At 60.0% G+C, this 24,115-nt stretch carries 24 protein-coding genes; 14 read left to right on the top strand and 10 right to left on the bottom strand.

From position 1 onward, the window contains the following. Together F4V54_RS06570 and F4V54_RS06565 are read left to right on the top strand one after the other, a co-directional pair. A partial coding sequence (locus tag F4V54_RS06570) for a helix-turn-helix domain-containing protein (protein WP_150386644.1) occupies positions 1 to 610 on the top strand: 610 nt, incomplete at its 5' end. Continuing rightward, on the top strand, positions 603 to 1,190 hold the full coding sequence (locus F4V54_RS06565; protein WP_232218090.1) for a hypothetical protein: 588 nt from the start codon (positions 603 to 605) through the stop codon (positions 1,188 to 1,190). The genes F4V54_RS06570 and F4V54_RS06565, both read left to right, overlap by 8 nt. Here F4V54_RS06565 and F4V54_RS06560 read toward each other — a convergent pair. Continuing rightward, the gene (locus tag F4V54_RS06560) at positions 1,187 to 1,420 is read right to left on the bottom strand and encodes a hypothetical protein (protein ID WP_034663378.1); all 234 of its coding nucleotides are present in this window, start codon (positions 1,418 to 1,420) and stop codon (positions 1,187 to 1,189) included. The two genes, F4V54_RS06565 and F4V54_RS06560, sit on opposite strands and share 4 nt — an antisense overlap. A 29-nt stretch (positions 1,421 to 1,449) precedes the next feature. On the opposite strand from F4V54_RS06560, the gene F4V54_RS06555 reads away from it, so the two are divergent. Next, the gene (locus tag F4V54_RS06555; RefSeq protein ID WP_034663381.1) at positions 1,450 to 2,184 is read left to right on the top strand and encodes a glutamine amidotransferase-related protein; all 735 of its coding nucleotides are present in this window, start codon (positions 1,450 to 1,452) and stop codon (positions 2,182 to 2,184) included. Here the strand turns inward: F4V54_RS06555 and F4V54_RS06550 are convergent. The 8 genes from F4V54_RS06550 to F4V54_RS06515 form a co-directional block, all read right to left on the bottom strand. After that, positions 2,181 to 3,809, bottom strand: coding sequence for an ABC-F family ATP-binding cassette domain-containing protein (locus F4V54_RS06550; protein WP_150386642.1), 1,629 nt, complete (start codon positions 3,807 to 3,809; stop codon positions 2,181 to 2,183). The genes F4V54_RS06555 and F4V54_RS06550 overlap by 4 nt on opposite strands. Positions 3,810 to 3,845: 36 nt before the next feature. After that, positions 3,846 to 4,250: a metal-sulfur cluster assembly factor gene (locus F4V54_RS06545; RefSeq protein WP_150386641.1), complete on the bottom strand. Its 405-nt coding sequence runs from the start codon at positions 4,248 to 4,250 to the stop codon at positions 3,846 to 3,848. Positions 4,251 to 4,259: 9 nt separating this feature from the next. Further along, entirely contained in the window at positions 4,260 to 4,715 is a 456-nt protein-coding gene (sufU, locus tag F4V54_RS06540) for a Fe-S cluster assembly sulfur transfer protein SufU (protein ID WP_150386640.1), read from the bottom strand. 63 nt (positions 4,716 to 4,778) lie between these two features. Further along, positions 4,779 to 6,041: a cysteine desulfurase gene (locus tag F4V54_RS06535; RefSeq protein WP_150386639.1), complete on the bottom strand. Its 1,263-nt coding sequence runs from the start codon at positions 6,039 to 6,041 to the stop codon at positions 4,779 to 4,781. Positions 6,042 to 6,120: 79 nt separating this feature from the next. After that, positions 6,121 to 6,876: a Fe-S cluster assembly ATPase SufC gene (gene sufC, locus F4V54_RS06530; RefSeq protein WP_102723289.1), complete on the bottom strand. Its 756-nt coding sequence runs from the start codon at positions 6,874 to 6,876 to the stop codon at positions 6,121 to 6,123. Positions 6,877 to 6,942: 66 nt separating this feature from the next. Further along, positions 6,943 to 8,121 carry a Fe-S cluster assembly protein SufD gene (gene sufD, locus F4V54_RS06525; protein WP_150386638.1) on the bottom strand — a complete coding sequence of 393 codons (1,179 nt, stop codon included), beginning with the start codon at positions 8,119 to 8,121 and terminating at the stop codon, positions 6,943 to 6,945. A gap of 3 nt (positions 8,122 to 8,124) precedes the next feature. Further along, positions 8,125 to 9,531 carry a Fe-S cluster assembly protein SufB gene (gene sufB / locus F4V54_RS06520; RefSeq protein WP_150386648.1) on the bottom strand — a complete coding sequence of 469 codons (1,407 nt, stop codon included), beginning with the start codon at positions 9,529 to 9,531 and terminating at the stop codon, positions 8,125 to 8,127. A 31-nt stretch (positions 9,532 to 9,562) separates the two neighbouring features. Next, on the bottom strand, positions 9,563 to 10,267 hold the full coding sequence (locus tag F4V54_RS06515; RefSeq protein ID WP_150386637.1) for a helix-turn-helix transcriptional regulator: 705 nt from the start codon (positions 10,265 to 10,267) through the stop codon (positions 9,563 to 9,565). Between the two features lie 104 nt (positions 10,268 to 10,371). Here F4V54_RS06515 and mptB point away from each other — a divergent pair, with 104 nt between their 5' ends. From mptB to F4V54_RS06490, 5 genes are all read left to right on the top strand, one after another. Beyond that, on the top strand, positions 10,372 to 12,018 hold the full coding sequence (gene mptB, locus F4V54_RS06510) for a polyprenol phosphomannose-dependent alpha 1,6 mannosyltransferase MptB (protein ID WP_170253118.1): 1,647 nt from the start codon (positions 10,372 to 10,374) through the stop codon (positions 12,016 to 12,018). A gap of 6 nt (positions 12,019 to 12,024) precedes the next feature. Continuing rightward, the gene (locus F4V54_RS06505; protein ID WP_150386636.1) at positions 12,025 to 12,990 is read left to right on the top strand and encodes an ABC transporter ATP-binding protein; all 966 of its coding nucleotides are present in this window, start codon (positions 12,025 to 12,027) and stop codon (positions 12,988 to 12,990) included. Between the two features lie 8 nt (positions 12,991 to 12,998). Further along, entirely contained in the window at positions 12,999 to 13,760 is a 762-nt protein-coding gene (locus F4V54_RS06500) for an ABC transporter permease (protein ID WP_211359468.1), read from the top strand. 176 nt (positions 13,761 to 13,936) lie between these two features. Further along, positions 13,937 to 14,869, top strand: coding sequence for a COX15/CtaA family protein (locus tag F4V54_RS06495; RefSeq protein ID WP_150386646.1), 933 nt, complete (start codon positions 13,937 to 13,939; stop codon positions 14,867 to 14,869). Positions 14,870 to 14,938: 69 nt separating this feature from the next. Continuing rightward, positions 14,939 to 15,901: a quinone oxidoreductase family protein gene (locus tag F4V54_RS06490; RefSeq protein WP_150386634.1), complete on the top strand. Its 963-nt coding sequence runs from the start codon at positions 14,939 to 14,941 to the stop codon at positions 15,899 to 15,901. Here the strand turns inward: F4V54_RS06490 and F4V54_RS06485 are convergent. Beyond that, the gene (locus tag F4V54_RS06485) at positions 15,898 to 16,824 is read right to left on the bottom strand and encodes a heme o synthase (RefSeq protein WP_034663417.1); all 927 of its coding nucleotides are present in this window, start codon (positions 16,822 to 16,824) and stop codon (positions 15,898 to 15,900) included. The two genes, F4V54_RS06490 and F4V54_RS06485, sit on opposite strands and share 4 nt — an antisense overlap. Positions 16,825 to 17,125: 301 nt before the next feature. Here F4V54_RS06485 and tkt point away from each other — a divergent pair, with 301 nt between their 5' ends. The 6 genes from tkt to F4V54_RS11625 form a co-directional block, all read left to right on the top strand. Continuing rightward, positions 17,126 to 19,258: a transketolase gene (tkt, locus tag F4V54_RS06480; protein ID WP_150386645.1), complete on the top strand. Its 2,133-nt coding sequence runs from the start codon at positions 17,126 to 17,128 to the stop codon at positions 19,256 to 19,258. A gap of 30 nt (positions 19,259 to 19,288) precedes the next feature. After that, positions 19,289 to 20,389: a transaldolase gene (gene tal, locus F4V54_RS06475; protein ID WP_150386633.1), complete on the top strand. Its 1,101-nt coding sequence runs from the start codon at positions 19,289 to 19,291 to the stop codon at positions 20,387 to 20,389. A 154-nt stretch (positions 20,390 to 20,543) separates the two neighbouring features. Next, complete coding sequence (gene zwf / locus F4V54_RS06470; protein ID WP_150386632.1) at positions 20,544 to 22,082, top strand: glucose-6-phosphate dehydrogenase; 1,539 nt, start codon at positions 20,544 to 20,546, stop codon at positions 22,080 to 22,082. 33 nt (positions 22,083 to 22,115) lie between these two features. Next, positions 22,116 to 23,051 carry a glucose-6-phosphate dehydrogenase assembly protein OpcA gene (locus F4V54_RS06465; protein WP_150386631.1) on the top strand — a complete coding sequence of 312 codons (936 nt, stop codon included), beginning with the start codon at positions 22,116 to 22,118 and terminating at the stop codon, positions 23,049 to 23,051. A 41-nt stretch (positions 23,052 to 23,092) separates the two neighbouring features. Beyond that, a complete protein-coding gene (gene pgl, locus F4V54_RS06460) occupies positions 23,093 to 23,824 on the top strand; it encodes a 6-phosphogluconolactonase (RefSeq protein ID WP_034663426.1) in 732 nt (243 codons plus the stop codon). 64 nt (positions 23,825 to 23,888) lie between these two features. After that, positions 23,889 to 24,115: hypothetical protein (locus tag F4V54_RS11625; protein WP_211359467.1), on the top strand; the 227-nt coding region annotated here is incomplete at its 3' end.

Genomic DNA, 24,115 nt, shown 5'->3' with positions numbered 1-24,115 from the left:
CTGCTCCGTGCGCGCCATCCGCCACTTGCACGAAACCGGGGCCGTGCCGGAGCCCGCACGCACTCCTGGCAACTACCGCGACTACACCGTCCGTGACCTTGCGGCGGTACTTCGCGCCCGCGCGCTCATCGACGCTGGAGTCGCCACCACCCACATCCACTCCACAGACGCCATCGACCGGTCTTTGGAGCTCATCGACGCCCAAATTACCCACCTCATGCGCCAGCGCGACCGGCTTTCCGCCCTGAAAGAGGCGCCATTGGGGATGCCAAACGATGTGCGCACACAGTTGATCGACGTCCTCGGCGATACTGATTTCGTCCGCGGAGAAACCGAGAGCTTCGACCTTATGGCGCTCACCGGTGTAGCCACTCCAGCCACATGGGATCAGCTGCGCGCTAACCTCGCCGATCCCGCCTGCATCAAGGCGACGGAAGAGTTTGGGCGGGCATGGGAGACGGGGGACGTCGATAAGCTTGCCGAGCTGCTGCCACGCGGGATCATGCGCAATGTTGCTGACACGCTCGTGCCGGGCGAGGTCCCACTAACAGCTTGGGACACTGGGTGGCCGGATGTCGTGGAGAAACTTGCGGGTGGATTCCGTGACTAAGGTGCTACATCTGCTACGACAACACCCGGCGGTCCGTGCAGCGCGATATGAATGGGGACTCTACCGCGACCTCTGGTGGTGGACACGCGGCCGGACACTCCTACCGGAAGGCGCGCAGGCCTTTCCGCACCAGCCTGGGCGGCTCCAACTGGTAGCAATGTTCACGGTGGTCATCCTCATCGAACTCGTCGTCGTCCACCTGCTGTTACCCGAGGGTGCACTACGCATCCTCGCGCTGCTGTTGTCAGTGTGGGGCATTGTGTTCATCTGGGCGCTCATCGCCAGCGAGCGGATCCGGCCGTCCTATCACGATAGTCAGCGTGTGGTTCTTCGCCGCGGCCGGAAGATCTTCGCGGACATTTCCCGTGACCTCATTTCCAAGCAATCGCCCTCGCGCAGTCACGCTGCTGAGACGGTAGTCGGCGATGGAGAGCTCATCCTCGGCGGGCCTGCCGGCACCGACATCCTGCTCACGCTGCATGCGCCTATCGAGGCCGCCGAAGACACCTACCCATGGCAAAAGAAGCGCACACAGCCGGTCAGCCGTGTCCGCTTCTATTCAGGCGGAGTTATACGCTAGCGCTTCTTGCCCACCGTGAAGTAGGCCGCCCAACCAATGGTGTTCACGCCGCCGATGAACGGGGTCCAGAACCATTTGGGGCCACGGAGACGGTGCGCGTCGGTACGTGAGAGGTCCCACAGTGCGTAGCCTTTGAGCGCGGTGTCGAGTGCGCCGAAGATTCCGGCGACGGTTTTCTCTTCCTTGCTGAGGGAGTTCCAGGCATCTTTGAGTGAATCAATTGGGTTCATAGAGTCCATCATCGTCTAGATTTACTCGGGTGACCACTTCTCGCCCGTTTTTGCTGTTGAGCACGCGCCCCGAAGATGAGGCCGCCGCGGAAGAGCTCGAAAGCTTCGCGAATGCAATGCTTGTCAGCGCCACCTCCATTGAGCAACGTCGCCTCGACCAAACCGAGCTCGGCGACGTGAACCTGGACGACTACTCAGCGGTGCTACTGGGTGGGAGCCCGTTCAACAACATGGAGCTGATGAAGTCCCCGTTGCAGCTGCGCGTGGAACGTGAGATCGGGACGTTGGTGGCGGAGTGCATTGACCGCGACTTCCCCCTACTAGGCGCGTGCTACGGCATTGGCGCGATTGGAACGGCAATCGGTGCGCGTTTATCTGACCGGTACGCGGAGGAAGCCGGCCCCGTCACGGTCACCCGCACCGACGAGCACGATGACGTCCTGGGGGACACACCCGCGCAGTTCGACACCATCGTCGGACACAAAGAAGCGATTGCGCAGATGCCGGAAGACCCGCGCATCACCACGCTTGTCACCGGCGAGGCCTGCCCGACCCAGATGTTCCGCGTCCGACAGCACGTCTACGCCACGCAGTTCCACCCGGAGCTCACCGCTGAGGCACTGGAATTCCGCCTGCGCCTCTACGCACACCACGGCTACACGTCGACGGAGACCTTCGAGTCCCAGATCGCCAAAGGCTACGACTACGACTACTCCGCAAATAACGCAATCCTGGCGAACTTCGCCGCCCGTTACGCGCGCTAGGCCAGCTCAACGATCTCCATGTAGTCGTCGCTCCACATGTCCTCATCACCCTCCGGCATGATGATCACGCGCTCGGGCTCGAGGGCTTTCACCGCGCCGGGATCGTGGGTGACCAGGACAACTGCGCCGGTGTATGTATTCAGGGCGTCGAGGACCTGCTCGCGGGATTGGGGGTCGAGGTTGTTGGTGGGTTCGTCGAGTAGCAGCACGTTGGCGCGCGACGACACGAGGGTCGCGAGCGCGAGGCGAGTCTTTTCACCACCGGAGAGCGTGCCGGCGGGTTGTTCGAGCTTGTCCCCGGAAAACATGAACGCGCCGAGTAGCCCACGGAGGTCCTGCTGGCCTGCATCGGGACACGCTTCGATGGTGTTTTCCCACACGGTCTTGTCAGGGTCGATCGTGTCGTGTTCCTGGGCGAAGTAGCCGAGTTTCAGGCCGTGGCCGGTGACAAGCCCACCTTCACCGTCGGTGCGCTCCACGCCCGCGAGCAGCTTGAGCAGTGTCGTCTTACCGGCACCGTTCGTGCCCAGCACGACCACGCGCGAGCCTTTATCAATCGCGAGGTCCACGCCCGCGAAGACTTCCAGCGAGCCGTACATCTTGGTCAGCCCCTTGCCGAAGAGCGGGGTCTTTCCACAGGGTGCTGGCTCAGGGAAGCTTATCGACGCCACCTTGTCCGCCACCCTTACCTCATCCAGCTCATGCATCATGCGATCGGCACGGGCGAGCATCTGTTTTGCGGCAGCAGCTTTGGTGGCTTTCGCGCCGAGCTTGGCGGCCTGCTTCTGTAGGGCGGATGCTTTTTTCTCCGCGTTGGCGCGTTCGCGGCGGCGGCGCGCTTCGTCCAACGCGCGAGCATCCTTGTACTTGGCAAAGCCCATGTTGTACACGTCCGCTTCTCCGCGCACGGCGTCGAGAAACCACACCTTGTTGCACACGGCATCAAGGAGCTCCACGTCGTGGGAGATCATGATGAGCCCGCCCTCATGCTTGGCTAGAAACCCACGGAGCCAGGTAATGGAGTCGGCGTCGAGGTGGTTGGTGGGTTCGTCGAGAAGCAGTGTGGTCTTGGACTTGCCCGCGCCGTCGTTGGCGGCGAAGAGAATTTGGGCGAGCTCGACGCGGCGCCGTTGACCACCGGACAGTGTCTTCAGTGGCTGGTCCAAAATGCGTGCGGGCAAGCCAAGATTGTCGCAGATCTGCGCAGCCTCCGCGTCGGCTTCATACCCACCAAGGGCTTGGTAGCGCTCCTCCAGGCGGGAATACTTCGAAATCGCGGTGTCACGCTTCGATCCTTCAGAGACCTCCATGATCTCCTGCTGCCGGTCCATGGAGGAGCGAATCTGATCCAACCCCCGCGCGGACAACACACGGTCACGCGCGGACTGGTCGATATTGCCCTCGCGCGAATCCTGCGGCAGGTAACCAATCTCCCCCGAACGCGTCACCGAACCACCGTAGGGCTCGGTCTCCCCCGCCAGAATCCGCATGGTTGTCGTCTTGCCCGCACCATTGCGGCCGACAAGACCAATGCGATCCCCCGGCTGCACACGCAGGTGCTGGCCGGGGGCGTGCAAAAGGGTCCGGGCGCCGACGCGGACTTCGAGGTCGTTGGTGACAATCACAACGGGTCAGTCTAGCGCCGCGGTCAAATCACCCACCTAGACGGCGAAGCCCAGTGCACGCAGCTGCTCGCGGCCGTCGTCGGTGATCATGTGCGGGCCCCACGGAGGCATCCACACCCAGTGGAGGGAGATCGCGTCAACGGTGCCGGAGCCGACGGCGGCGTTTTCGACCTGCTCCTCGATGACGTCGGTAAGCGGGCAGGCCGGCGAAGTGAGCGTCATGCTGATAACGGCGACCTTCTTCTCGCCTTCATCTTCGATCCAGATGTCGTACACGAGGCCGAGGTCGACGACGTTGATGCCCAGCTCGGGGTCAATGACGTCGTGAAGATATTCGGCTACATCGGCAGCAATCTGAATCTGCGTTTCGGTTTGCTCAGGGCGCCCGCCGGGTCCGTCGAAGTTGGACTGGCTTGTGGTGTCGGTGTTGTCGGTAGCCATGTGTGTCTCCTAGTTGTTCTCAAGGTTCGTGATCGCGTCGCTCGTCGCAGCCTGGAATGCTTTCCAGCCGAGCAGTGCGCATTTCACGCGTGCGGGGAATTTGGATACGCCGGAAAACGCGATGCCGTCGCCGATAAGGCTGGCATCGCCTTCCTTCTCACCCTTGGAGGTGATCATTTCTTCGAAAGCGTCGAGTTTCTTCATCGCCTCAGCGACCGGCAGGCCGATCACTTCTTCCGTGAGCACGCTTGTTGACGCCTGCGAGATCGAGCACCCCTCCGCGTCATACGAGATGTCCTCCACCGTGTTTCCGTCCGGTGACAGGTGCACACGCAACGTGAGCTCATCACCGCAGGAGGGGTTGACGTGGTGAACTTCCGCCTCATACGGCTCACGCAGGCCCGCGTTCTGCGGGTTCTTGTAGTGGTCGAGGATGACCTCTTGGTACATCGCCTCTAGGTTCATGCTCTTCTTTCTTCTGCCTTGACCTTTAAACGGTTAGTGTTAGCTCTACCTTGCTTCAACGTCCTAGACGCCAAAGAATTCCTTGGCGGCGCGGATGCCGTCAATGAGCGCGTCGATCTCTTGCGTGGTGTTGTACAAGTAGAAGCTGGCGCGCGCGGTGGACTGCGCGTTGAGTCCGCGGTGTGCAGGCCATGCGCAGTGGTGGCCCACGCGGATGCACACGCCTTTGGAGTCCAAGACCTGCCCAAGGTCATGCGGGTGGATGCCGTCAACCACAAAGGAAATGGCGCCGCCGCGCCGCTCAGCGGTAAGCGGGCCAGAAATAGTCAGCCCTGGAATGTCCTTCATCCGCTCCAGTGCATACGCAGTCAACCTGTGCTCGTGGGCGGCGATGTTGTCCATACCGATCTCCTGGAGGAAATCAACGGCAGCACCAAGACCAACGACCTGGCTGGTCATCTGCGTGCCCGCCTCAAAGCGCTGCGGTGCCGGGGCGAAGGTGGAACCATCCATGCGGACAACCTCGATCATGGAGCCACCGGTCAAAAACGGTGGGAGCTGGTTCAGCAGCGTGCCTTTGCCGTAGACAGCACCAACACCAGAAGGACCACACATCTTGTGGCCGGAAAACGCCGCGAAATCCATGTCGAGAGCGTGCAAGTCCACCGGCATGTGTGGTACAGATTGGCAGGCATCCAAAACTGTCAGTGCGCCAACGGCCTTGGCGCGTCGCACCATCTCAGGAACATCGGCCACCGCACCCGTCACGTTGGATTGGTGCGTGAACGCAACCACCTTGACCGTCTCATCCAAGTCGAGGGAGTCCAAGTCAATGCGCCCGTCCTCCGTCATCCCGTACCACTTCAGAGTGGCGCCTGTGCGGCGGGCAAGTTCCTGCCACGGCACCAAGTTTGCATGGTGTTCAAGCTCCGTGACCACGATGGTGTCGCCCGCGGTGATACGGAGGTCGCCTGCACGATCGTCGCCAAGCGTGAAAGCCACGAGATTGAGCGCTTCCGTCGCATTCTTTGTAAACGCGATCTCATGATCCTGCACCCCCACAAACGCCGCGATCTTGCTGCGCGCGGACTCATAGGCATCAGTGGCCTCCTCGGCAAGCTGATACGCGCCACGGTGAACCGGTGCGAAGGTGTGAAGCACGAACTCCTCCTCCGCCCGCCAGACTCGCTCCGGCCGCTGTGACGTCGCACCAGAATCCAGGTACACCAAAGGCGTGTTATCACGCACGGTGCGCGAAAGGATTGGGAACTCCGCGCGAATAGCGTCGGTGTTCAAAGATCCATCGGGATTAACGTACTCAGTCATAGAACTCGGTTCTCGCGTATGTGGGGTGTGGGAAAAAGGAAACGGCCGGCAATATGCGTGGCCGGCCGTTAGGGAGAGGTTACAGGAATGCTTCGTAACCCTCGGCCTCGAGCTTCTCAGCGAGCTCGAAACCACCGGTGTGCTTGATCACACCGTCATCGAAGATGTGCACGTGGTCCGGGCGCACGTAATTCAGGATGCGCTGGTAGTGCGTAATCATGATGATGCCGCCGTTGGTCTCCTCCTGGTAGCGGTTGATACCCTCGGAGACGATGCGCAGCGCGTCAACATCGAGGCCGGAGTCGGTCTCGTCCATGACTGCGAACTTCGGCTTCATCAGGGAAAGCTGCATCACCTCGTGGCGCTTCTTCTCGCCACCGGAGAAACCTTCGTTGACGGAGCGCTCGCTAAACGACGGATCGATCTTCAGATCATCACGCACCTGATTGAGCTCCTGTACCCACTCGCGCAGCTTCGGTGCTTCGCCGCGAACAGCGGTGACAGCGGAGCGCATGAAGTTGGAGGAGGACACGCCAGGGACCTCGACCGGGTACTGCATGGCCAAGAAGAGACCAGCGCGTGCGCGCTCGTCAACTTCCATGTCGAGGATGTTCTCGCCGTCAAGAAGCACCTCGCCCTCGGTTACCTCATAAGACGGGTGTCCAGCCAGGGTGTAGGCGAGGGTGGACTTGCCGGAGCCGTTCGGGCCCATGATGGCGTGGGTCTCACCAGACTTGATGGTCAGGTTAACGCCCTTGAGAATCGGGGTCGGGTCCTGTCCCTCCTCGAGAGGCAGGACAGATGCGTGGAGGTTCTTAATTTCCAGAGTGGACATAGATTCTTTCTTTCTACTTACCTGTTATGTCTGTCGTTGATCCCCTGCGGGGCCGCGGGCGCGGCCTTACAGGTTCACCTGCTCGAGTTCGCCGGAGACGCGGTTGATCAGTTCGTCGCGCACGGAATCAACTGGGATGCGGTTGAGCACCTCGTTGAAGAAACCGCGAACGATCAGGCGACGGGCTTCCCCATCCGGAATACCACGGGACTTGAGGTAGAACAGCTGCTCCTCATCGAAGCGACCAACGGTGGCGGCGTGGCCGGCACCAGGGATGTCGCCGGTTTCAATCTCCAGGTTCGGGATGGCGTCTGCACGTGCTCCGTCGGTAAGCACGATGTTGCGGTTAGCCTCATAGGTCTCGGTGCCCGATGCGTTGGAGCGGATGAGCACATCGCCCACCCAGCACGTGCGTGCATCAGGCAGCTTGGAGGACTTATCGCCCTGCAGCGCGCCCTTGTACAGCACGTTGGAGCGGCAGTACGGGTGATTGTGGTCGACCAGCAGACGGTTCTCAATGTACTGGCCGTCGTCCGCGTAGTAAACGCCCAGCAGCTCAGCGTCGCCACCGGAGCCGGCGTACTTAACGCGCGGTGTGTTACGCACAACTTCACCGCCGAAGTTAGCTGCAGTATGACGCAGCACAGCGTCACGGCCAACCACGATGGTCTGCGCGCCGACGTGCACGGCATCGTTTGCCCACTGGCCATCAACGATGACGGACACGTGCGCGTTGTCACCGATGTTGTAGTTGACGTTGTCGGCGTGAGTACCGGAACCGGTGTACTGCACGATGAAGGTCGCACGAGCGCCCTCACCTACCTCAATGTGAACGCCGGCGAAGGTGGTTACGTCCAGGCCAGCACCGGTGGTGGTGATAACAATCGGCTCGGCGATATCAGCATTCGCTGGAACAGACACGACGGTGGCGTGCGGCATGGAGGTCCATGCCTGCGCCGCAATACGGTCGACCGGTGCCGAAGTGGTCTTCAAACGCGCGTCATCACGGTCAACCTGCTCCACGGTCACCTCAGCTGGCGCTGTGACCTCGACCTGCGCTTCACCCTGCGGTGCGAAACTACCGTTGTGGAGCCCACGCAGACGGCGCAATGACACAAAGCGCCAGATCTCATCGCGCCCCTGCGGGACCTCGAAGTCATTGACATCGTAGGAAGCGAACAGGTCGCCCTTGTTGTCATGGAAGGTCGCATTTCCGACCCTCTTCTTTGCGGGTGCTTCAGTCATTGTTTAACCAACCGATCCTTCCATCTGCAGCTCAATAAGACGGTTGAGCTCGAGTGCGTACTCCATTGGGAGTTCCTTCGCAATCGGCTCAATGAAGCCGCGCACGATCATGGCCATCGCGTCTTCCTCAGAAATACCGCGAGACATGAGGTAGAACAGCTGCTCCTCACTCACCTTGGACACCTTTGCCTCATGGCCCAGAGTCACGTGGTCATTGCGGATGTCGTTGTATGGGTAGGTATCCGTGCGAGAGATGTTGTCCACCAGCAGCGCGTCACACTCAATGTTGGAGTGGGAGTTTTTCGCATTCGCGTTGATCTGCACCAGACCACGGTAGGCAGCACGACCACCATTGCGGGACACAGACTTAGACACGATGTTGGAGGAGGTGTTCGGCGCCATGTGGACGACCTTTGCACCGGTGTCCTGCACCTGGCCCTCGCCACAGAACTGAGCGGACAGGACCTCACCACGGGAGTTCGGACCGGTCATCCACACAGCCGGGTACTTCATGTTCACCTTGGAGCCGATGTTGCCATCGACCCACTCCATGGTGGCGCCTTCCTCGGCGCGGGCACGCTGCGTCACCAGGTTGTACACGTTGTTGGACCAGTTCTGGATCGTTGTGTAGCGGCAACGTGCGTTCTTCTTCACGATGATCTCCACCACAGCAGCGTGCAGCGAGTCCGTCTTGTAGATCGGGGCAGTGCAGCCCTCGACGTAGTGCACATATGCGTCCTCATCCACGACGATAAGGGTGCGCTCGAACTGACCCATGTTCTCAGTGTTGATGCGGAAGTATGCCTGCAGGGGGATCTCCACATGCACGCCCTTAGGCACGTAGATGAAGGACCCGCCGGACCACACAGCAGCGTTCAGTGCGGAGAACTTGTTGTCACCAGCCGGGACGACAGAACCGAAGTACTCTTTGAACAGCTCCGGGTACTCGCGCAGACCCGTATCGGTGTCCACGAAGATCACACCCTGCTCCTCAAGGTCCTCACGGATCTTGTGATAGACAACCTCAGATTCGTACTGAGCGGCGACACCAGCGACGAGGCGCTGCTTCTCTGCATCCGGGATACCCAGACGGTCATAAGTGTTCTTGATGTCCTCTGGCAGGTCCTCCCAGCTGGTGGCCTGCTTCTCGGTGGAACGGACGAAGTACTTAATCTGATCGAAGTCAATGCCCGTCAGGTCCGGGCCCCAATTCGGCAGTGGCTTCTTGTTGTAGATGTCCAATGCCTTCAGGCGCTGCTCCAGCATCCACTCCGGCTCATTCTTAGCGGCAGAGATGGAGCGAACTACATCCTCATCGAGACCACGGCGAGCATTCTCACCAGCCGTGTCAGAATCGCGCCACCCGTAGTTATACGGACCCATCGACGCAATAATCTCATCATCATTCATCGGCCTTTCAAGGCCGGGTGCGGGAGTGCTGCTAGTCACGTCCTCCGCTCCTTTCCATTGTGGTTCCTCCAGCAAAGGTGCTGCTTTCGATCATGCTGATGTGGGCCGTACACACGCCATCTCCATTGGCAATTAAGGCCAAAGGAGCGACGGCGGAGCCCACTAGTTCCGAAATCAGCTCGTGTTCCGCTTCACAAATTTCCGGGTATTCCGCCGCAACGGCATGTACCGGACAGTGATGCTGACACAATTGCATTCCCGAGCCTACGTGGTTGACTTCGGCTGCGTAGCCTTGGGATGCCATTGTGTCTGCAACATCGTGGGCCACATCGGCAATATCGCTTTGTGGCTTGTTTCGCAGGGGTCCGAGCAGTTTCTCGGCTCGTTTCTGCGCCAGCTTTTTCACTGCTTCACGCCCACCAATTTCCTCGATGGCTGCGAAGGCTTCTAGAGCCAACTCGTCGTAACCGCTGCCGAAGCTGTCTCGGCCAGATTCAGTGAGCTGGTAGTGCTGTGCTGGCCGGCCGCGACCTGTCCTTCCTGCTGCACGGGCAGGTTTCGGGCTGTGTTCAACGAGGCCTTCCTCAAGCAACTTGTCTATGTGGCGCCGAACGCCAGCAGGTGAGATCCCGATCTGTTTCGCCAGCTGTGAGGCTGTCACAGGTGCGGAGGTGAGAATGGCCGACATGATCCGCCTGCGGGTGACCCCGTCAGTAGATCGCGCGATCTGGTTCATGTCTCCTCCTCACTCTGTTTCCTCGTGATCTCTCCTTTAGACAACACTAGTGTGCCTTTAATCGGTGCGGACCTCAACCTTGACTGTTTTGTAGACTGCTTCCTGTGAAAACGGACCGTGAGAACCCAAGGCGGAAGCTTTACCGCTTCGCAGGTGAATTGCCACGCCTTGGGCAACCGGGGTCGCGGTCGGCGGAACTCCACGCCGGCACCGTTTCTGGCACGTCCTCCACTACCCCCCTGAACCCCAGCATTGCCGAGCGTAACCGCTTTGAGATTCTGCGCATCCTTGGCATGGTGGGCACCTTGCTCATCGGCCTTGGCGGACTTGGAGCCGGCGCTCTACCCGTGGTGAATAACCCCTACGGGTCTTTCCCCTTCGGGGCGTTGATGGGGAGGATGATGGTGACGTCGTCAAGCATTGTGCTGCTTGGCGTCGGTTTTTTGGTCCTAGCGTGGCTACTAATGGGCTCCTTTGTGGGCGCGGATGGCGGACGTGCGCGCGTAGGCGTTCCGCTACTTTTGCGCACCTTCGGCGTGTGGGTCGTGCCGTTGGTGTTTACCGCTCCCCTGTTCACACAGGATATTTATTCGTATTTGGCGCAAGGCTCGATTGTGGCGCAGGGAATAGACCCATATTCTGCAGGTCCGGTGGAGCTGCTGGGACGCGAACACCCGCTTGCGCGGTCGGTGCCGTTCATTTGGGCGGAGTCTCCCAGCCCGTACGGTCCGGTGGCTTTGGCGATCTCCGCAGGCATTTCTATGCTGACCGGCGACTCGATCTTTTGGGGCGTGGTCTGCCATCGCCTGGTGTCTTTGCTCGGTGTTGCTGCCGCGGCGTGGGGCATTGTCGCCTTGGCACGCCGGTGCAATGTGAGCGGACCGGTGGCGGTGTGGCTGGGTGTGCTCAATCCGCTGGTGGTACTGCATCTCATCGGCGGTATCCACAATGAGGCGATCATGATGGGCATTTTGCTCGTCGGTTTTGAACTGGGGCTGCGCGGGATTGAAAGGCTTGATACCAACCGGGCGCTCGGACTCGGTTTGATTATTGCGTCGGGTGCGCTCATCAGTTGCGCTGGCATGGTCAAGGTCACTGGCTTCATGGCGCTTGGTTTTGTGGGCATGGCCCTGGCGCGACGCTGGGGAGGTGTCCGGGGAATCGCGGGCGCAACCGTTCTAAAAACCGCAATCATGGTGGCCACCATCGGCGTTGTCACGATGGCCACGAGCATTGGTCTCGGATGGGTGACGGGCCAGGGCGGTGCGGCGACGATACGCAGCTGGCTGTCCTTGAGCACAGACATCGGTCTGGCGGCATCCTTCTTCGGCGAACTGCTTGGTCTCGGCGATCATTCCGTGGCGATGCTCACTGTGACACGCACGGTGGCGCTGCTTGTTGCGGTGGCGTTTTGTGCGCGCATGTTGTTCGCAACATATAAGGGCACGATTGACCCCGTTGGGGGGCTAGGTGTGGCCACACTCGTATTGGTCATTCTTTTCCCCGTTGTGCACCCGTGGTATCCACTGTGGGGCATTATGCCGCTTGCCGCGTGGGCGAACCGGACGTTCTTCCGTGCAGGTGTTGCCGTGTATTCGTCCGTTTTTGCGTTCCTCGTGCTCCCGCGTGGTCTCGCTTTGCCGCCGGCGACGGTGGCATTGATTTACTCGATGGCCTTGTTCGCTGCGGTTGCGGTGGCGCTTCTCCTCTTCGTGTGGTTGAGGGTTCGTCGCCCTCGCGCCCTACACTGATGTGCGATGAATGCACCTGTTTCTCGCCCGACCCAATCACGCTCGCTGTCTGACGATGAAGTTGCACTGTCAGTCGAGGGCGTCACTAAGAAGTTCGGCCCTAAGACCGCCGTCAATGACTTAAGCCTGTCCGCCCGCCGCAGGGAGGTTTTCGCTTTGCTTGGTCCCAATGGTGCCGGCAAATCTACCACGATTGAGATGTGTGAGGGCTTCACTACCCCAACCTCCGGTCAGATCAATGTCCTTGGCTTTGATCCGCAGCGCGAACCAGAGGAAGTCCGCTCCCGCATTGGCATCATGTTGCAAGGTGGCGGGTCGTATTCCGGAATCCGCGTCAAGGAGATGCTCGACCTCACCGCCTCGTACAACAAGGAACCCTTGGATCCCACGTGGCTCATGGAAGTTTTAGGGCTTGAAGGTGTAGCTAAAACGACCTACCGGCGTCTCTCGGGTGGCCAGCAACAGCGCCTGTCTTTGGCGCTCGCGCTCATCGGTCGGCCGGAGTTGATCTTCCTCGATGAGCCAACCGCGGGTATGGATGCCCAGTCACGCCGCGCAGTGTGGGATCTCGTCCGCGCCCTCAAGCGCGATGGTGTCACCGTCATTCTGACCACACACCTCATGGATGAGGCTGAATCCCTCGCTGACTATGTTGCCATCATCGACCACGGCTCGCTGCTCGTCGAAGGCACGCCTGCTGAGCTTATCGACGGCACCTCCCCCGCCGCCCTCGAAATCCACACGGATCGACCATTGGATTTGGTGGCGGTGGCGGAATCGTCGACAGCTGAGCTGAAGCCTTCAGCCGAGGAATTGGTGTACCGGCTTGATTCGGCTGCGGATCCGTCGATTATTGCTTCCGTCGCTGCCGAAGCAGCCCGCCAGGACGTTCTGATCAAGCACTTGGGCGTGCGCCGTCGCACTTTGGAGGACGTGTTTTTGGACATCACCGGACGAGAGTTGAGGTCTTAGGAATCATCATGGATTTTGCACCCGGAACTTTTAGTCCCGCCCCGCAGCGTGCCAGCGTGGCGCGCATGGCTGCTGCTCAAGGGCGCATTGAAGCCAAACTCATGTTGCGCCATGGCGAACAGTTGCTGCTCAGTCTGATCATTCCTGCCGCGATCCTCATTGGCGCCGCCACGATGGATGTATTTGGTGGAGAGACGAGTTTGGATGAGCTGGTCCCCATGGTCTTCGCCATCGCTGCCGCAAGCGCTGGTTTCACTGGCCAGTCAATCTCCCTCGCTTTTGACAGACGCTATGGTGCCCTCAAACGTTCCGGCGCCTCCGGAGTTCCCACGTGGACGATCATCGCCGGCAAGATCATTGCGGTGTTAACCACGGTGCTTGTTCAGATCATTGTTTTGGGCACGATTGCATTCCTGCTCGGCTGGACGGTTTCGTTCCCCGGCGCTGTGTTAGGAATTGTGGCCCTGTTCATCGGCGTCACGGCGTTTACGGCACTGGGCTTGCTGCTGGGTGGCACACAGTCCTCGGAAGTTGTTCTGGCAGTATCCAACCTGATTTGGTTTATCTTGTTGGGCATTTTGGGCTGGGTTGTTTACTCTGGGCATCTGGGTTCCCCTGGTCTATGGGATCTGGCTCCATCAGTTGCTTTGGCCAGTGCCATGACCGGCGCACTCCACGGCGTCATCCATCTCACCGCATGGATGTCACTCTTATTCTGGACCGTGATGGGTGTGCTAGGCACCATACGCTGGTTCCGTTTTGACGGCTAGCTCCCAATTGGGCTCCCCCACTCACCTCTGCGAAAATGAATACCAACGGATTAAATACCCGCTCTTAACTTAAGGAAAGGCACGGAAACCTCGTGAGCTCCGCACCGCACCTCGATTCAACCGTCGGCGCTAAAACCGCCGATGGGGATACCGCAGCACTCCCCCTCTCCGAACGGATCAAACAGGTCCCCACGGTAAAGACGCAGCGCATCTTTGCCTTGATCCTGTTGGTGGTGCAGGCCGGCATTACCTTTACCGGTTCGCTCGTGCGCGTCACTGGCTCGGGTCTGGGATGCAATGAGTGGCCGCTGTGCCACGAAGGTTCACTCTTCCCTGTACGCGGTGCTGCTCCGTGGGTTCAGCAGTTCATCGAGTTTGGCAACCGCACCCTTACCTTTGTCGCGGTCGCTGCCACGATTTTGGTGTTCTACGCGGTGAAGAAGGCTGACCGGCGTAAGAGTCTGGTGGACCTGGCCGTTGCATCTGGCATTGGCGTCATCGTCCAGGCCGTGATCGGTGGTATCTCGGTGAAGTTGGATCTGCAGTGGTGGGCGGTTGCTCTGCACTTCCTGCCGTCGATGATTCTAGTGGCGGTTGCTGCAGTGCTATACATGCGTTTGGCTGAGCCGGATGATGCGGAGCCGCAGCGTCGCTTTGATTCGACCGCAAGCACCCTGGCCATCATCGCCGCCGTGGCGCTGTGCTTCGTCCTGATCACCGGAACAATGGTGACGGGCTCTGGCCCGCACTCCGGCGATGCAGGCGTGGGCATGGAAGGCCGTTTGGAAATGGACACGGAGATGCTCGCTTACGTCCACGCTGCGTGCATGTACGTCTACCTCGCCTTCACTCTGGCCACTGCCTTTGTGCTGCGCAGGAAGAAGGCCCCACAGGATGCTATGAAGACAGTGTGGGTGCTGGTGGCAATGATTGTGATCCAGTGGGCCATCGGCGTCACCCAGTTCTACCTGGGTGTGCCGCGCTGGACCGTGCCGGCACATATCATCATGTCTGGCGTCGTGGTGGCCTTCACCGCTTTCCTGTGGGCTCACGGCCAGCGCCGCCTGCCGATTCTGAACCCGAAGCAGTACAACACGAGTACTTCTTAAGAGGACTTTCAACACTAATCCAACTGACCCGGCCCACTGAGGCGGGTCAGTTGCGTAGCCTGGAAAACCATGAAGGCAATTCAGATTAGCCAGCACGGTGGCCCAGAGGTTCTTGTCCCCGCTGAAGTTCCAGATCCTCAGCCCACGGACGGCCAATTGCTCGTCGCGGTGGAGTACGCGGGGGTGAACTACATTGACACCTACTACCGCGAGGGAATCTACCACTCCCAGTTGCCGTTCATTCCGGGCCAGGAAGGCTGTGGCCGGGTGATTGTTGATCCAGCCGATGAGATCGCGCCAGGCACCTTCGTTGCATGGGAGTCCGCACCGGGCTCCTACGCGGAGAAGGTGTGCGTGGACCGCACCCGCCTGGTGGCTGTCCCCCAGTCCATCCCCCACGATGTGGCTGCCTCCATGCTGTTGCAGGGCATCACCGCGCATTACCTGCTCCACGGTGTCCGCGAGACTCAAGCAGGCGACACGATCCTGCTCACTGCGGGCGCGGGCGGCGTGGGTCTGCTGCTTACCCAACTCGCAGTGGCGGCAGGCGCCACGGTGTTCTCCGTCGTGTCCACGGATGAGAAGGAGGAACTTGCCTACGCTGCCGGCGCCACCGAGGTCTTCCGTTATTCAGAGGGCCTGGCAGAAAGCGTGAGACGCCGCTGTGGTGGGCGTGGCGTGGACGTTGTCTACGATGGCGTTGGCAAAGAAACCTTCCAGGAATCCCTCGAGGCCGTCCGTCCACGCGGACTTGTGTGTCTGTTCGGGGCAGCTTCCGGCCCAGTCGAGCCCTTTGATCCTCAGCTGCTCAACAAACACGGCTCCATCTTCCTCACTCGCCCCTCTATCGGGGCGTATACCGCCAGCGAAGACGAATTCCGTATGCGCGCCCAAGCCGTCGTACGGGCGGTGGAGGACGGAACGCTCAACATCCGCGTCCATGAGCCCTACGCATTAGAAGATGCGCGCCAGGCCCATGAGGACCTCCAGGCGCGCAAGACAACGGGTTCGGTTGTACTAAAGGTGACCTAGCCTAGGCCACCCGGGAACAGTTCGGCCATGGTGGTCAATCCTAGAACCGCGTCGAAGGACAGGCCAAGGAAGAGGACCGCCAGGTAATTGTTCGACAAGATGAACAACTTCAGTGGCTTCACATCCACGCCATTTTTGATGTCGGTGTGCAGACGCTGCGCCATCACCAAGAAAGCACCTCCACTGAGCACAGCGATGAGCGCGTAGATCCAGGATGCCGCCGGAACCAGCAACAGCGAGACCAACACGGTCACCCAGGAGTAAATGAGGATCTGCTTGCTTGTTTCCTCAGCGGTTGCCACCACCGGCAGCATGGGCACATTCGCACGTGCGTAATCTTCGCGGTACTTCATAGCCAGCGCCCACGTGTGCGGCGGGGTCCAGAAGAAAATAATGAGGAAGAGCACGATGGCCTGCCACCAGCGGTCCGGGCTCCCATCGTGAACGTTATCGCGGATCACAGCCCAGCCGACCATCACCGGCATGCAGCCAGCAGCACCACCCCAAATCACGTTCTGCCACGTGCGGCGCTTGAGCCACTTGGTGTACACGAAGATGTAAAAGGCGTTGGTCAGAATGATGAAAAACGCAGCCAGCCAGGATTTACACACAAAGCCAAGCCACAGCACGGAGACGACAAGGAGCACCCACGCAAAAATGCGCGCACGTTGCTTCGTTACTTTATGGCGCACGAGAGGACGCGCACGGGTACGCCCCATCTTCTGGTCAATGTCGTAGTCGGCGACCATGTTGAAAGTGTTGGCCGCACCGGCCCCCATCCAGCCACCCAAGAGCGTGGCAAGGATCAGCCAAACGTGAACTTCACCGCGGTCTGCCTGCAGCATCGCGGGAATAGCGGCGATGAGCAGGAGTTCAATGACCCTCGGCTTCGTCAGTCCGAAGTACGCCTTGATGATCTCCACTACATCTCCTCTTTAATCCTGCACCGTCGCACTTTTGCCTACGTCTTTCTCATTAGTCGCCAGGCAGGCGCAGATAGTTCCCGATGTCAGACAAGAGCATTCGCTTATCCACGACTCCCAGGCATGCTACCGCCGGTCCATCGTTGCGCGCTAATCCTCGTCGATAAGCATCTGTGCACGGTGGTGCTGAACCGACTGAGCTTTGGCACTAGGGTGGGGGGAAGTTATATTCGCACGATTTTTTAAGCGAGGACTTCACGTGACTTCCACTGAGATCAACCTGCCTGATGAGCTGAAGGCCATGACCGTGGCCCGCTACCCAGAAGACTGGACGGAGGAGGACACCCGCGCGGTGAACACCGCCCGAATCCTCGCTGCTGATTCCGTCGAGAATTGCGGGTCTGGCCACCCGGGTACGGCGATGTCTCTCGCTCCCCTGGCGTACACCCTGTACCAGCGGGTGATGAACCATGATCCGAGCGATCCGAATTGGGTGGGCCGTGACCGCTTCGTGCTGTCTGCTGGCCACTCCTCGTTGACTCAGTACATTCAGCTGTACTTCGGCGGTTTCGGGCTGGAGATTGAGGACCTGCAGTCCCTCCGCACGTGGGGTTCGAAGACTCCGGGGCACCCGGAATACAACCACACTGCTGGTGTGGAGATCACTACCGGTCCGCTGGGCCAGGGTCTTGCTTCGGCCGTGGGTATGGCAATGGCTGCGCGTCGCGAGCGTGGCCTGTTCGATCCGGAGGCCGAACCGGGGCAGTCACCCTTTGATCACTTCATTTACGTCATCGCGGGTGATGGTGACCTGCAAGAGGGCGTGACCTCTGAGGCCTGCTCGTTGGCGGGCACGCAGAAGCTGGGCAACCTGATTGCTTTCTGGGATGACAACCGCATCTCTATTGAAGATGACACGCAGATTGCGTTCACCGAGGACGTTGTGGCCCGCTACGAGGCCTACGGCTGGCAAACGCTGACCGTCGAATCCGGTGAGGACGTTGCCGCCATCCTCGACGCTGTTGAGCAGGCAAAGGCAGAGACCTCCCGCCCGACTCTCGTGCGTGTGAAGACAGTCATCGGCTACCCAGCTCCGACTCTCATGAACACCGGCGCTGCCCACGGTGCAGCCCTTGGAGCAGAAGAAGTTGCGGCAACCAAGAAGATCCTCGGCTTCGACCCGGAAGTCATGTTCCCGGTCGAGGAGAAGGTGATCAATCACACCCGAGGTCTCGTCGAGCGCGGTGCGCAGGCGCACGCCCATTGGCAGAAGCTTTTCGACGAATGGGCTGCCACCAACCCCGCCAACAAGGAACTGCTTGACCGCATGACCGCGCGTGGCCTGCCCGACGGCTGGGCTGATGAGATGCCCACCTGGGAACCGGACGCCAAAGGCCTGGCTACCCGCAAGGCTTCTGAGGCTGCTATCCAGGCGCTAGCCAAGACCCTGCCGGAGCTGTGGGGTGGTTCTGCTGACCTGGCTGGTTCCAACAACACCCTGATCAAGGGTGAGCCGTCTTTCGGTCCGGAGGAGATCTCCACCGAGATGTTCACCGCCCACCCGTACGGCCGTAACCTGCACTTTGGTATCCGCGAGCACGGCATGGGCGCGATCATGAACGGCATTGCCCTGCACGGTGGTACCCGCGTCTACGGTGGCACCTTCCTCATCTTCTCCGAGTACCTCTACCCCTCTATCCGCGTCGCCGCGCTGTCCGGCATTGACGGCTACTACGTATTCACCCACGATTCGATCGGTTTGGGCGAGGACGGCCCAACCCACCAGCCGGTAGAAACCCTTACCGCATTGCGCGCCATCCCAGATCTGGCTGTCATTCGTCCGGCCGACGCTAACGAAACCTCCGCTGCATGGAAGGCCGCCATTGAGGGCCGTGAGCAGCCGAAGATCCTGGCATTGTCCCGCCAAAACCTTCCTGTGCTTGAGGGCACAAAGGCGAAAGCTTTCGACGGCCTGTCTAAGGGCGCTTACGTCCTGGTTGAGGCTTCCAAGCCGACACCGGACGTGATCCTCATGGCTTCTGGCTCTGAGGTGCAGCTGGCGGTTGAGGCTGCGAAGACTCTCGAGGCTGACGGCACCGCCACCCGCGTTGTGTCCATGCCGTGCATGGAATGGTTCCTGGAGCAGGATCGTTCCTACATCGACGAGATTCTCCCACCGTCGGTCACTGCTCGTGTTTCCGTCGAGGCAGCTATTGCTATGCCGTGGTTCCGCTTCACCGGCGACAAGGGACGCAACGTCTCCCTCGAGCACTTCGGTGCCTCCGCACCGGGCAACGAGCTTTTCACCCGCTTCGGCATCACCACCGACGCTGTTGTGTCCGCTGCACGCGAGTCCCTGGCTTCCGCCCAGGGCAACGTTGCCGAGTCCGTGTCTGAACCGCAGGCTGACCGGGTCCGTGGCGACCAGATCTAACCACCACTTCGCTTTAAGGAGTTCCCTCCAATGACCGCCATTGACCGCTTGTATGAGCTCGGCACTTCCACGTGGCTAGACGATTTGTCGCGTGAGCGCATCACCTCCGGCAATATCGTGGAACTGAAGTCCACCAAGTCCATCGTTGGTGTGACCACAAATCCGGCGATCTTCGCTGCCGCGATGTCGAAGGGGAACGCCTACGACGCACAATTGGCTGAGCTCAAGGCATGTAGTGCGAGTGTCGATGACGCCGTCTATGCCATGAGTGTCAAGGACGTGCAGGACGCGTGTGACCTCTTCATGGATATCTACGAGTCCACGGGCGGCAAAGATGGCCGTGTTTCCATTGAGGTGGATCCCCGCCACGCCGATGATGAGGCCGCCACCGTGGCCCAAGCCACGGAATTGTGGGCGCAGGTGGATCGCCCGAACGCCATGATCAAGATCCCAGCAACGGATGCTTCCCTTCCGGCGATCACCGCGGCACTGGCGGAGGGCATATCGGTGAACGTCACCTTGATCTTCTCTGTGGAGCGCTACAAGCAGGTCATCGACGCGTTCAAGGCGGGCATTACGCAGGCGGCCGCTAACGGCAAGAATGTTTCGCACATCCACTCCGTTGCTTCCTTCTTCGTTTCTCGCATGGACACCGAGGTGGATAACCGCCTTGACTCCATCGCGGGTGAGCACGCTGAAGAAGCACAGGCACTGAAGGGCAAGGCCGGTATTGCGAATGCGCGTCTGGCCTACCAGCTTTTCCTCGACGAGTTCGACACTGGGGCGATGTCGGCTCTTCCCCAGGGCACCAACAAGCAGCGCCCGCTGTGGGCATCCACCGGTGTGAAGAACCCGGACTACCCCGCGGACATGTACGTGACACAACTCGCTGGACCGGACACCGTGAACACGATGCCGGAGCCGACTATTGATGCTGCACTTACTGGCGATAATATCTCCGGCGACACCCTCACTGGGACTGCGGATGACGCCGCGAAGGTCTTCGCCGCCCTGGCCAAGGTCGGCATTGATGTAGCTGACGTAGTACGCGTTCTGGAACGCGAAGGGGTGGATAAATTCGTTGACGCCTGGCAGGAATTGCTCAATTCCATGGCGGAAAAATTGGGATAAAAAAACCTTTGTCGTGGCCGTGGAAATGAGGTTTACTTTATTGAAGTAATTTGGGTCACCACTTCGCGTAAGCTCCCCGCCCATCACATGACTCCGGTGCGGGGAGCTTCGAAGATTAAGAAGGCTCCCGCTTATCTGACGAAAGGTGTTCGACGTGTCGGAACCGGCACCCGAATGGGTCAACCCTCTCCGTTCCCCCGCCGACCGGCGGCTCCCCCGGATCGCTGGCGCCTCCGGCATGGTCATCTTCGGCGTGACCGGCGACCTCGCAAAACGCAAGCTTCTGCCAGCTGTGTATGACCTTGCCTACCGCGGCTTGTTGCCCGCCGGTTTCACCCTTGTGGGCTTTGGCCGCCGCCCGTGGTCCAAAGAAGATTTTGAGTCTTTCGTCCGCGAACAGGTTGAGGTGGGTGCCCGCACCGATTTCGATGAGCATGTGTGGGCCCGGCTCGCCGAAGGCATGCACTTTGTGCAAGGCGCCTTCGACGACGATGCCGCTTTTGACAACATGGCAGCGTTGCTCAAGGAAATGGATGCCACCCGTGGCACTGCCGGCAACTGGGCGTTCTACCTCTCCGTGCCGCCGGAGTACTTCTCCAACGTCATTGATCAGCTGGATCGCACGGGCATGGCGCATCCCACGGTGGAACAGTGGCGCCGCGTGATCATCGAGAAGCCTTTCGGCCATGACCTGAAATCGGCTAAAGAGCTCAACGCCACGATCAACGCAGTTTTCCCGGAGCGTGCGGTGTTCCGCATCGACCACTACCTGGGCAAAGAGACTGTTCAGAACATTCTGGCTTTCCGTTTTGCCAACCAGCTCTTTGAACCGATCTGGAGCTCCCGCTACGTCGACCACGTGCAGATCACCATGGCGGAAGACATCGGGCTTGGTGGGCGCGCTGGCTACTACGACGGCATTGGCGCTGCCCGCGATGTCATCCAAAACCACCTACTGCAATTACTTGCGCTCGTGGCTATGGATGAGCCGGTGTCCTTCTCCCCACGCCAGCTGCGCTACGAGAAGTTGAAAATTCTCCGCGCAACGAAACCGGTGGGCCCCTTCGAGGAGACAACGGCACGTGGCCAGTACACCGCCGGGTGGCAAGGCTCCGAGCAGGTCGTTGGCCTGCGCGAGGAGGAAGGATTCGATCCTGAATCCAAGACGGAAACCTACGCCGCCTGCACCTTGGGCATTAACTCCCGCCGTTGGGCTGGCGTGCCGTTCTACCTGCGCACGGGTAAGCGCCTCGGTCGTCGCGTGACGGAGATCGCCATGGTGTTCAAGAAGGCACCACACCAGCCCTTTGCCCCAGGTTTGACCAGCCAGCTTGGAGCGAACACCTTGGTCATTCGCATTCAGCCGGACGAAGGCATCCTCATGCGCTTCGGATCCAAGGTGCCGGGCTCCACCATGGAAGTCCGCGACGTGAACATGGACTTCTCCTACACCGAAGCCTTCACGGAAGAATCGCCGGAAGCCTACGAGCGTCTCATTCTTGACGCGCTTCTCGACGAAACCGGCCTCTTCCCCACCTCCGAAGAAGTCGAGCGCAGCTGGGAAATCCTCGATCCCATCCTGGATTACTGGGCTGAAAACGGGCGCCCCGATGAGTATCCGGCGGGTACATGGGGCCCGACTTCCGCTGATGAAATGATGCACGCTTCCGGCAGGTCTTGGCGCCGCCCGTAACTGACAAGTATTGGCAAGTAAAGGTCACCAACCATGATCGTCACACTGTCTGACACCTCCACCCGGGAAATCACCAAACTTCTCCTGGACAATCAGGAAAACCACTCCTTGGCCACGGGCCGAGTACTCACCCTCATCGTTGTTGCGGATATCGCCGATGATGTTGAATCTATCCTCGATAACGTCCGCAGCGCCTCCCATGAGCACCCAGCACGCGTTCTCATGCTCATCACGGGCAACCCCGCCGGGGAAGCTTCAATGGACGCACAGGCGATCTTGTCGTCCGATGCCGGGGCGTCGGAGATCGTCGTCATGGATCTGCACGGGGATCTGGCTAACAACCTTGATTCCGTCGTTACGCCTTTGCTACTACCGGACACCCCGATTGTGACGTGGTGGCCGTCCACCGCACCGGCAGATCCGAGCCTGCACCCTTTGGGTCGCCTTGCGCACCGGCGAATCACGAACGCGCGGGAGAATGTGGATGGCAACACCTTGCTGCGTTTGGCACACGGCTACTCCCCAGGGGACTCGGACATGATGTGGTCCCGCATCACCAACTGGCGCGGGGTCGTCGCCTCCGCCGTGGATGCGTACCCCCACGACCCGATCACCGCGGTGGAGATTGATGGGCCAGAGGATGACCCGAGCGTCGATATGGCAGCTGGTTGGCTCGCCGCATGCCTTGACCTCGAGGTCCACCGCACGACCAGCGAGGAGACTCGCAATGAACCCTCCCGCTACTTTCCCGTCCGTCGGCTCATTTTGCAGCGCGCGTCCGGCCCTGTCACGGTGAGCGTGAAGGACGACAAAACAGTGCGCGTCACCGTCCCCGGCATTGCCGCCCAGTTCGTGTCCCTCGGAACGCGCAGTGACGCCGATTGTTTGGCCGAAGAATTGCGCCACCTTGACCCCGACTTTGCGTACTCACAGGCGTTGAAAGCACTACCAAACGTGAAAGTTGTCTAAAGTCGATAGACAGAAAAAGCACCACAAGGAGCGATGAGCACATGGTTAGCGTCGAACAAGTCCCCAACCTGGATGTTTTGATTGACCAGGCGTCCAGTCGATTCGTAGATACCGTCGCGAAGATTGTGAACTCCGATGACGGCGGCGTCCACGGGGACGGCATCGCACGCGTGGTTTTTACCGGTGGTGGCGCCGGCATCAAGTTACTGTCTCGCCTCGTACGCGCAAAGAACCTCGACTGGTCCCGCATCCACGTCTTCTTCGGTGATGAGCGTAACGTCCCGGTGTACGACCCAGAATCCAACGAAGGTCAAGCACGCTACGCGTTGCTGAACCACGTTCACATCCCGGAGGCCAACATCCATGGCTACCGAGCTGGTAGCACCACCCTGGAAGATGCCGCGGAAAACTACGCGCGCGCAATCGAGCAGTTCGCCCCGCAGGGTTTTGATCTTCACTTGATGGGCATGGGCCCAGATGGGCACATCAACTCTCTGTTCCCCCACTCCAGGCAGCTGGCCGAGCGTAACAAGCTCGTCGTTGCCGTGAAGGACTCGCCGAAGCCGCCCGTAGAGCGCATCACTCTCGCATTGCCGGCCGTGGCCCGCGCACACGAAGTGTGGCTCCTCGTTTCCGGTTCAGAGAAGGCCCCCGCAGCACATCAGCTTATCGACGGCACAGTATCCGAAGAATGGCCCGTCACCCTCATCCCAGAGCTAGCGAAGACGGTTCTCTTTGTCACTGAGGATGCCGCCACCGAACCAGGGACCTAGTGCCGGGATTAGTTAACAAATTGTGAGTCGGATATCCGGGTGTCACGTCGTCGCGTCCAGCCGGATGACTCCGCGCCAACTGTCCGGAACTTTTTACGGTTTGCAGGGAACCGGGCTGTTGTCGCATGTCAGCGTGTTGTTTCGCGTGTTCTGGTTCGTGGTTTGGTGCGCGTGGCTTGTGGATAGTTTTGTGTTATCCACAGGCCGTTTTGGCCGTTTGCTGCGCGTTTGCGGGTTTCGGTTTAGCGTTGCCGGCATGAATCCTTTTGCAGCGCTCGTGGCGGGTTTAGC

Source organism: Corynebacterium tuscaniense (genome assembly GCF_008693065.1).
GTDB lineage: Bacteria > Actinomycetota > Actinomycetes > Mycobacteriales > Mycobacteriaceae > Corynebacterium > Corynebacterium tuscaniense.
This window is presented reverse-complemented; position numbering and strand designations above follow the sequence as displayed.

Coding starts and splice junctions, on each gene's coding strand:
- F4V54_RS06465 (WP_150386631.1), top strand. CDS start 22,116: ATGATCGTCACACTGTCTGACACCTCCACCCGGGAAATCACCAAACTT.
- F4V54_RS06490 (WP_150386634.1), top strand. CDS start 14,939: ATGAAGGCAATTCAGATTAGCCAGCACGGTGGCCCAGAGGTTCTTGTC.
- F4V54_RS06535 (WP_150386639.1), bottom strand. CDS start 6,041: ATGACTGAGTACGTTAATCCCGATGGATCTTTGAACACCGACGCTATT.
- F4V54_RS06505 (WP_150386636.1), top strand. CDS start 12,025: ATGAATGCACCTGTTTCTCGCCCGACCCAATCACGCTCGCTGTCTGAC.
- tkt (WP_150386645.1), top strand. CDS start 17,126: ATGACCGTGGCCCGCTACCCAGAAGACTGGACGGAGGAGGACACCCGC.
- pgl (WP_034663426.1), top strand. CDS start 23,093: ATGGTTAGCGTCGAACAAGTCCCCAACCTGGATGTTTTGATTGACCAG.
- sufB (WP_150386648.1), bottom strand. CDS start 9,531: ATGAATGATGATGAGATTATTGCGTCGATGGGTCCGTATAACTACGGG.
- F4V54_RS06500 (WP_211359468.1), top strand. CDS start 12,999: ATGGATTTTGCACCCGGAACTTTTAGTCCCGCCCCGCAGCGTGCCAGC.
- sufC (WP_102723289.1), bottom strand. CDS start 6,876: ATGTCCACTCTGGAAATTAAGAACCTCCACGCATCTGTCCTGCCTCTC.
- F4V54_RS06515 (WP_150386637.1), bottom strand. CDS start 10,267: ATGAACCAGATCGCGCGATCTACTGACGGGGTCACCCGCAGGCGGATC.
- F4V54_RS06545 (WP_150386641.1), bottom strand. CDS start 4,250: ATGGCTACCGACAACACCGACACCACAAGCCAGTCCAACTTCGACGGA.
- tal (WP_150386633.1), top strand. CDS start 19,289: ATGACCGCCATTGACCGCTTGTATGAGCTCGGCACTTCCACGTGGCTA.
- sufU (WP_150386640.1), bottom strand. CDS start 4,715: ATGAACCTAGAGGCGATGTACCAAGAGGTCATCCTCGACCACTACAAG.
- F4V54_RS06560 (WP_034663378.1), bottom strand. CDS start 1,420: ATGAACCCAATTGATTCACTCAAAGATGCCTGGAACTCCCTCAGCAAG.
- sufD (WP_150386638.1), bottom strand. CDS start 8,121: ATGACTGAAGCACCCGCAAAGAAGAGGGTCGGAAATGCGACCTTCCAT.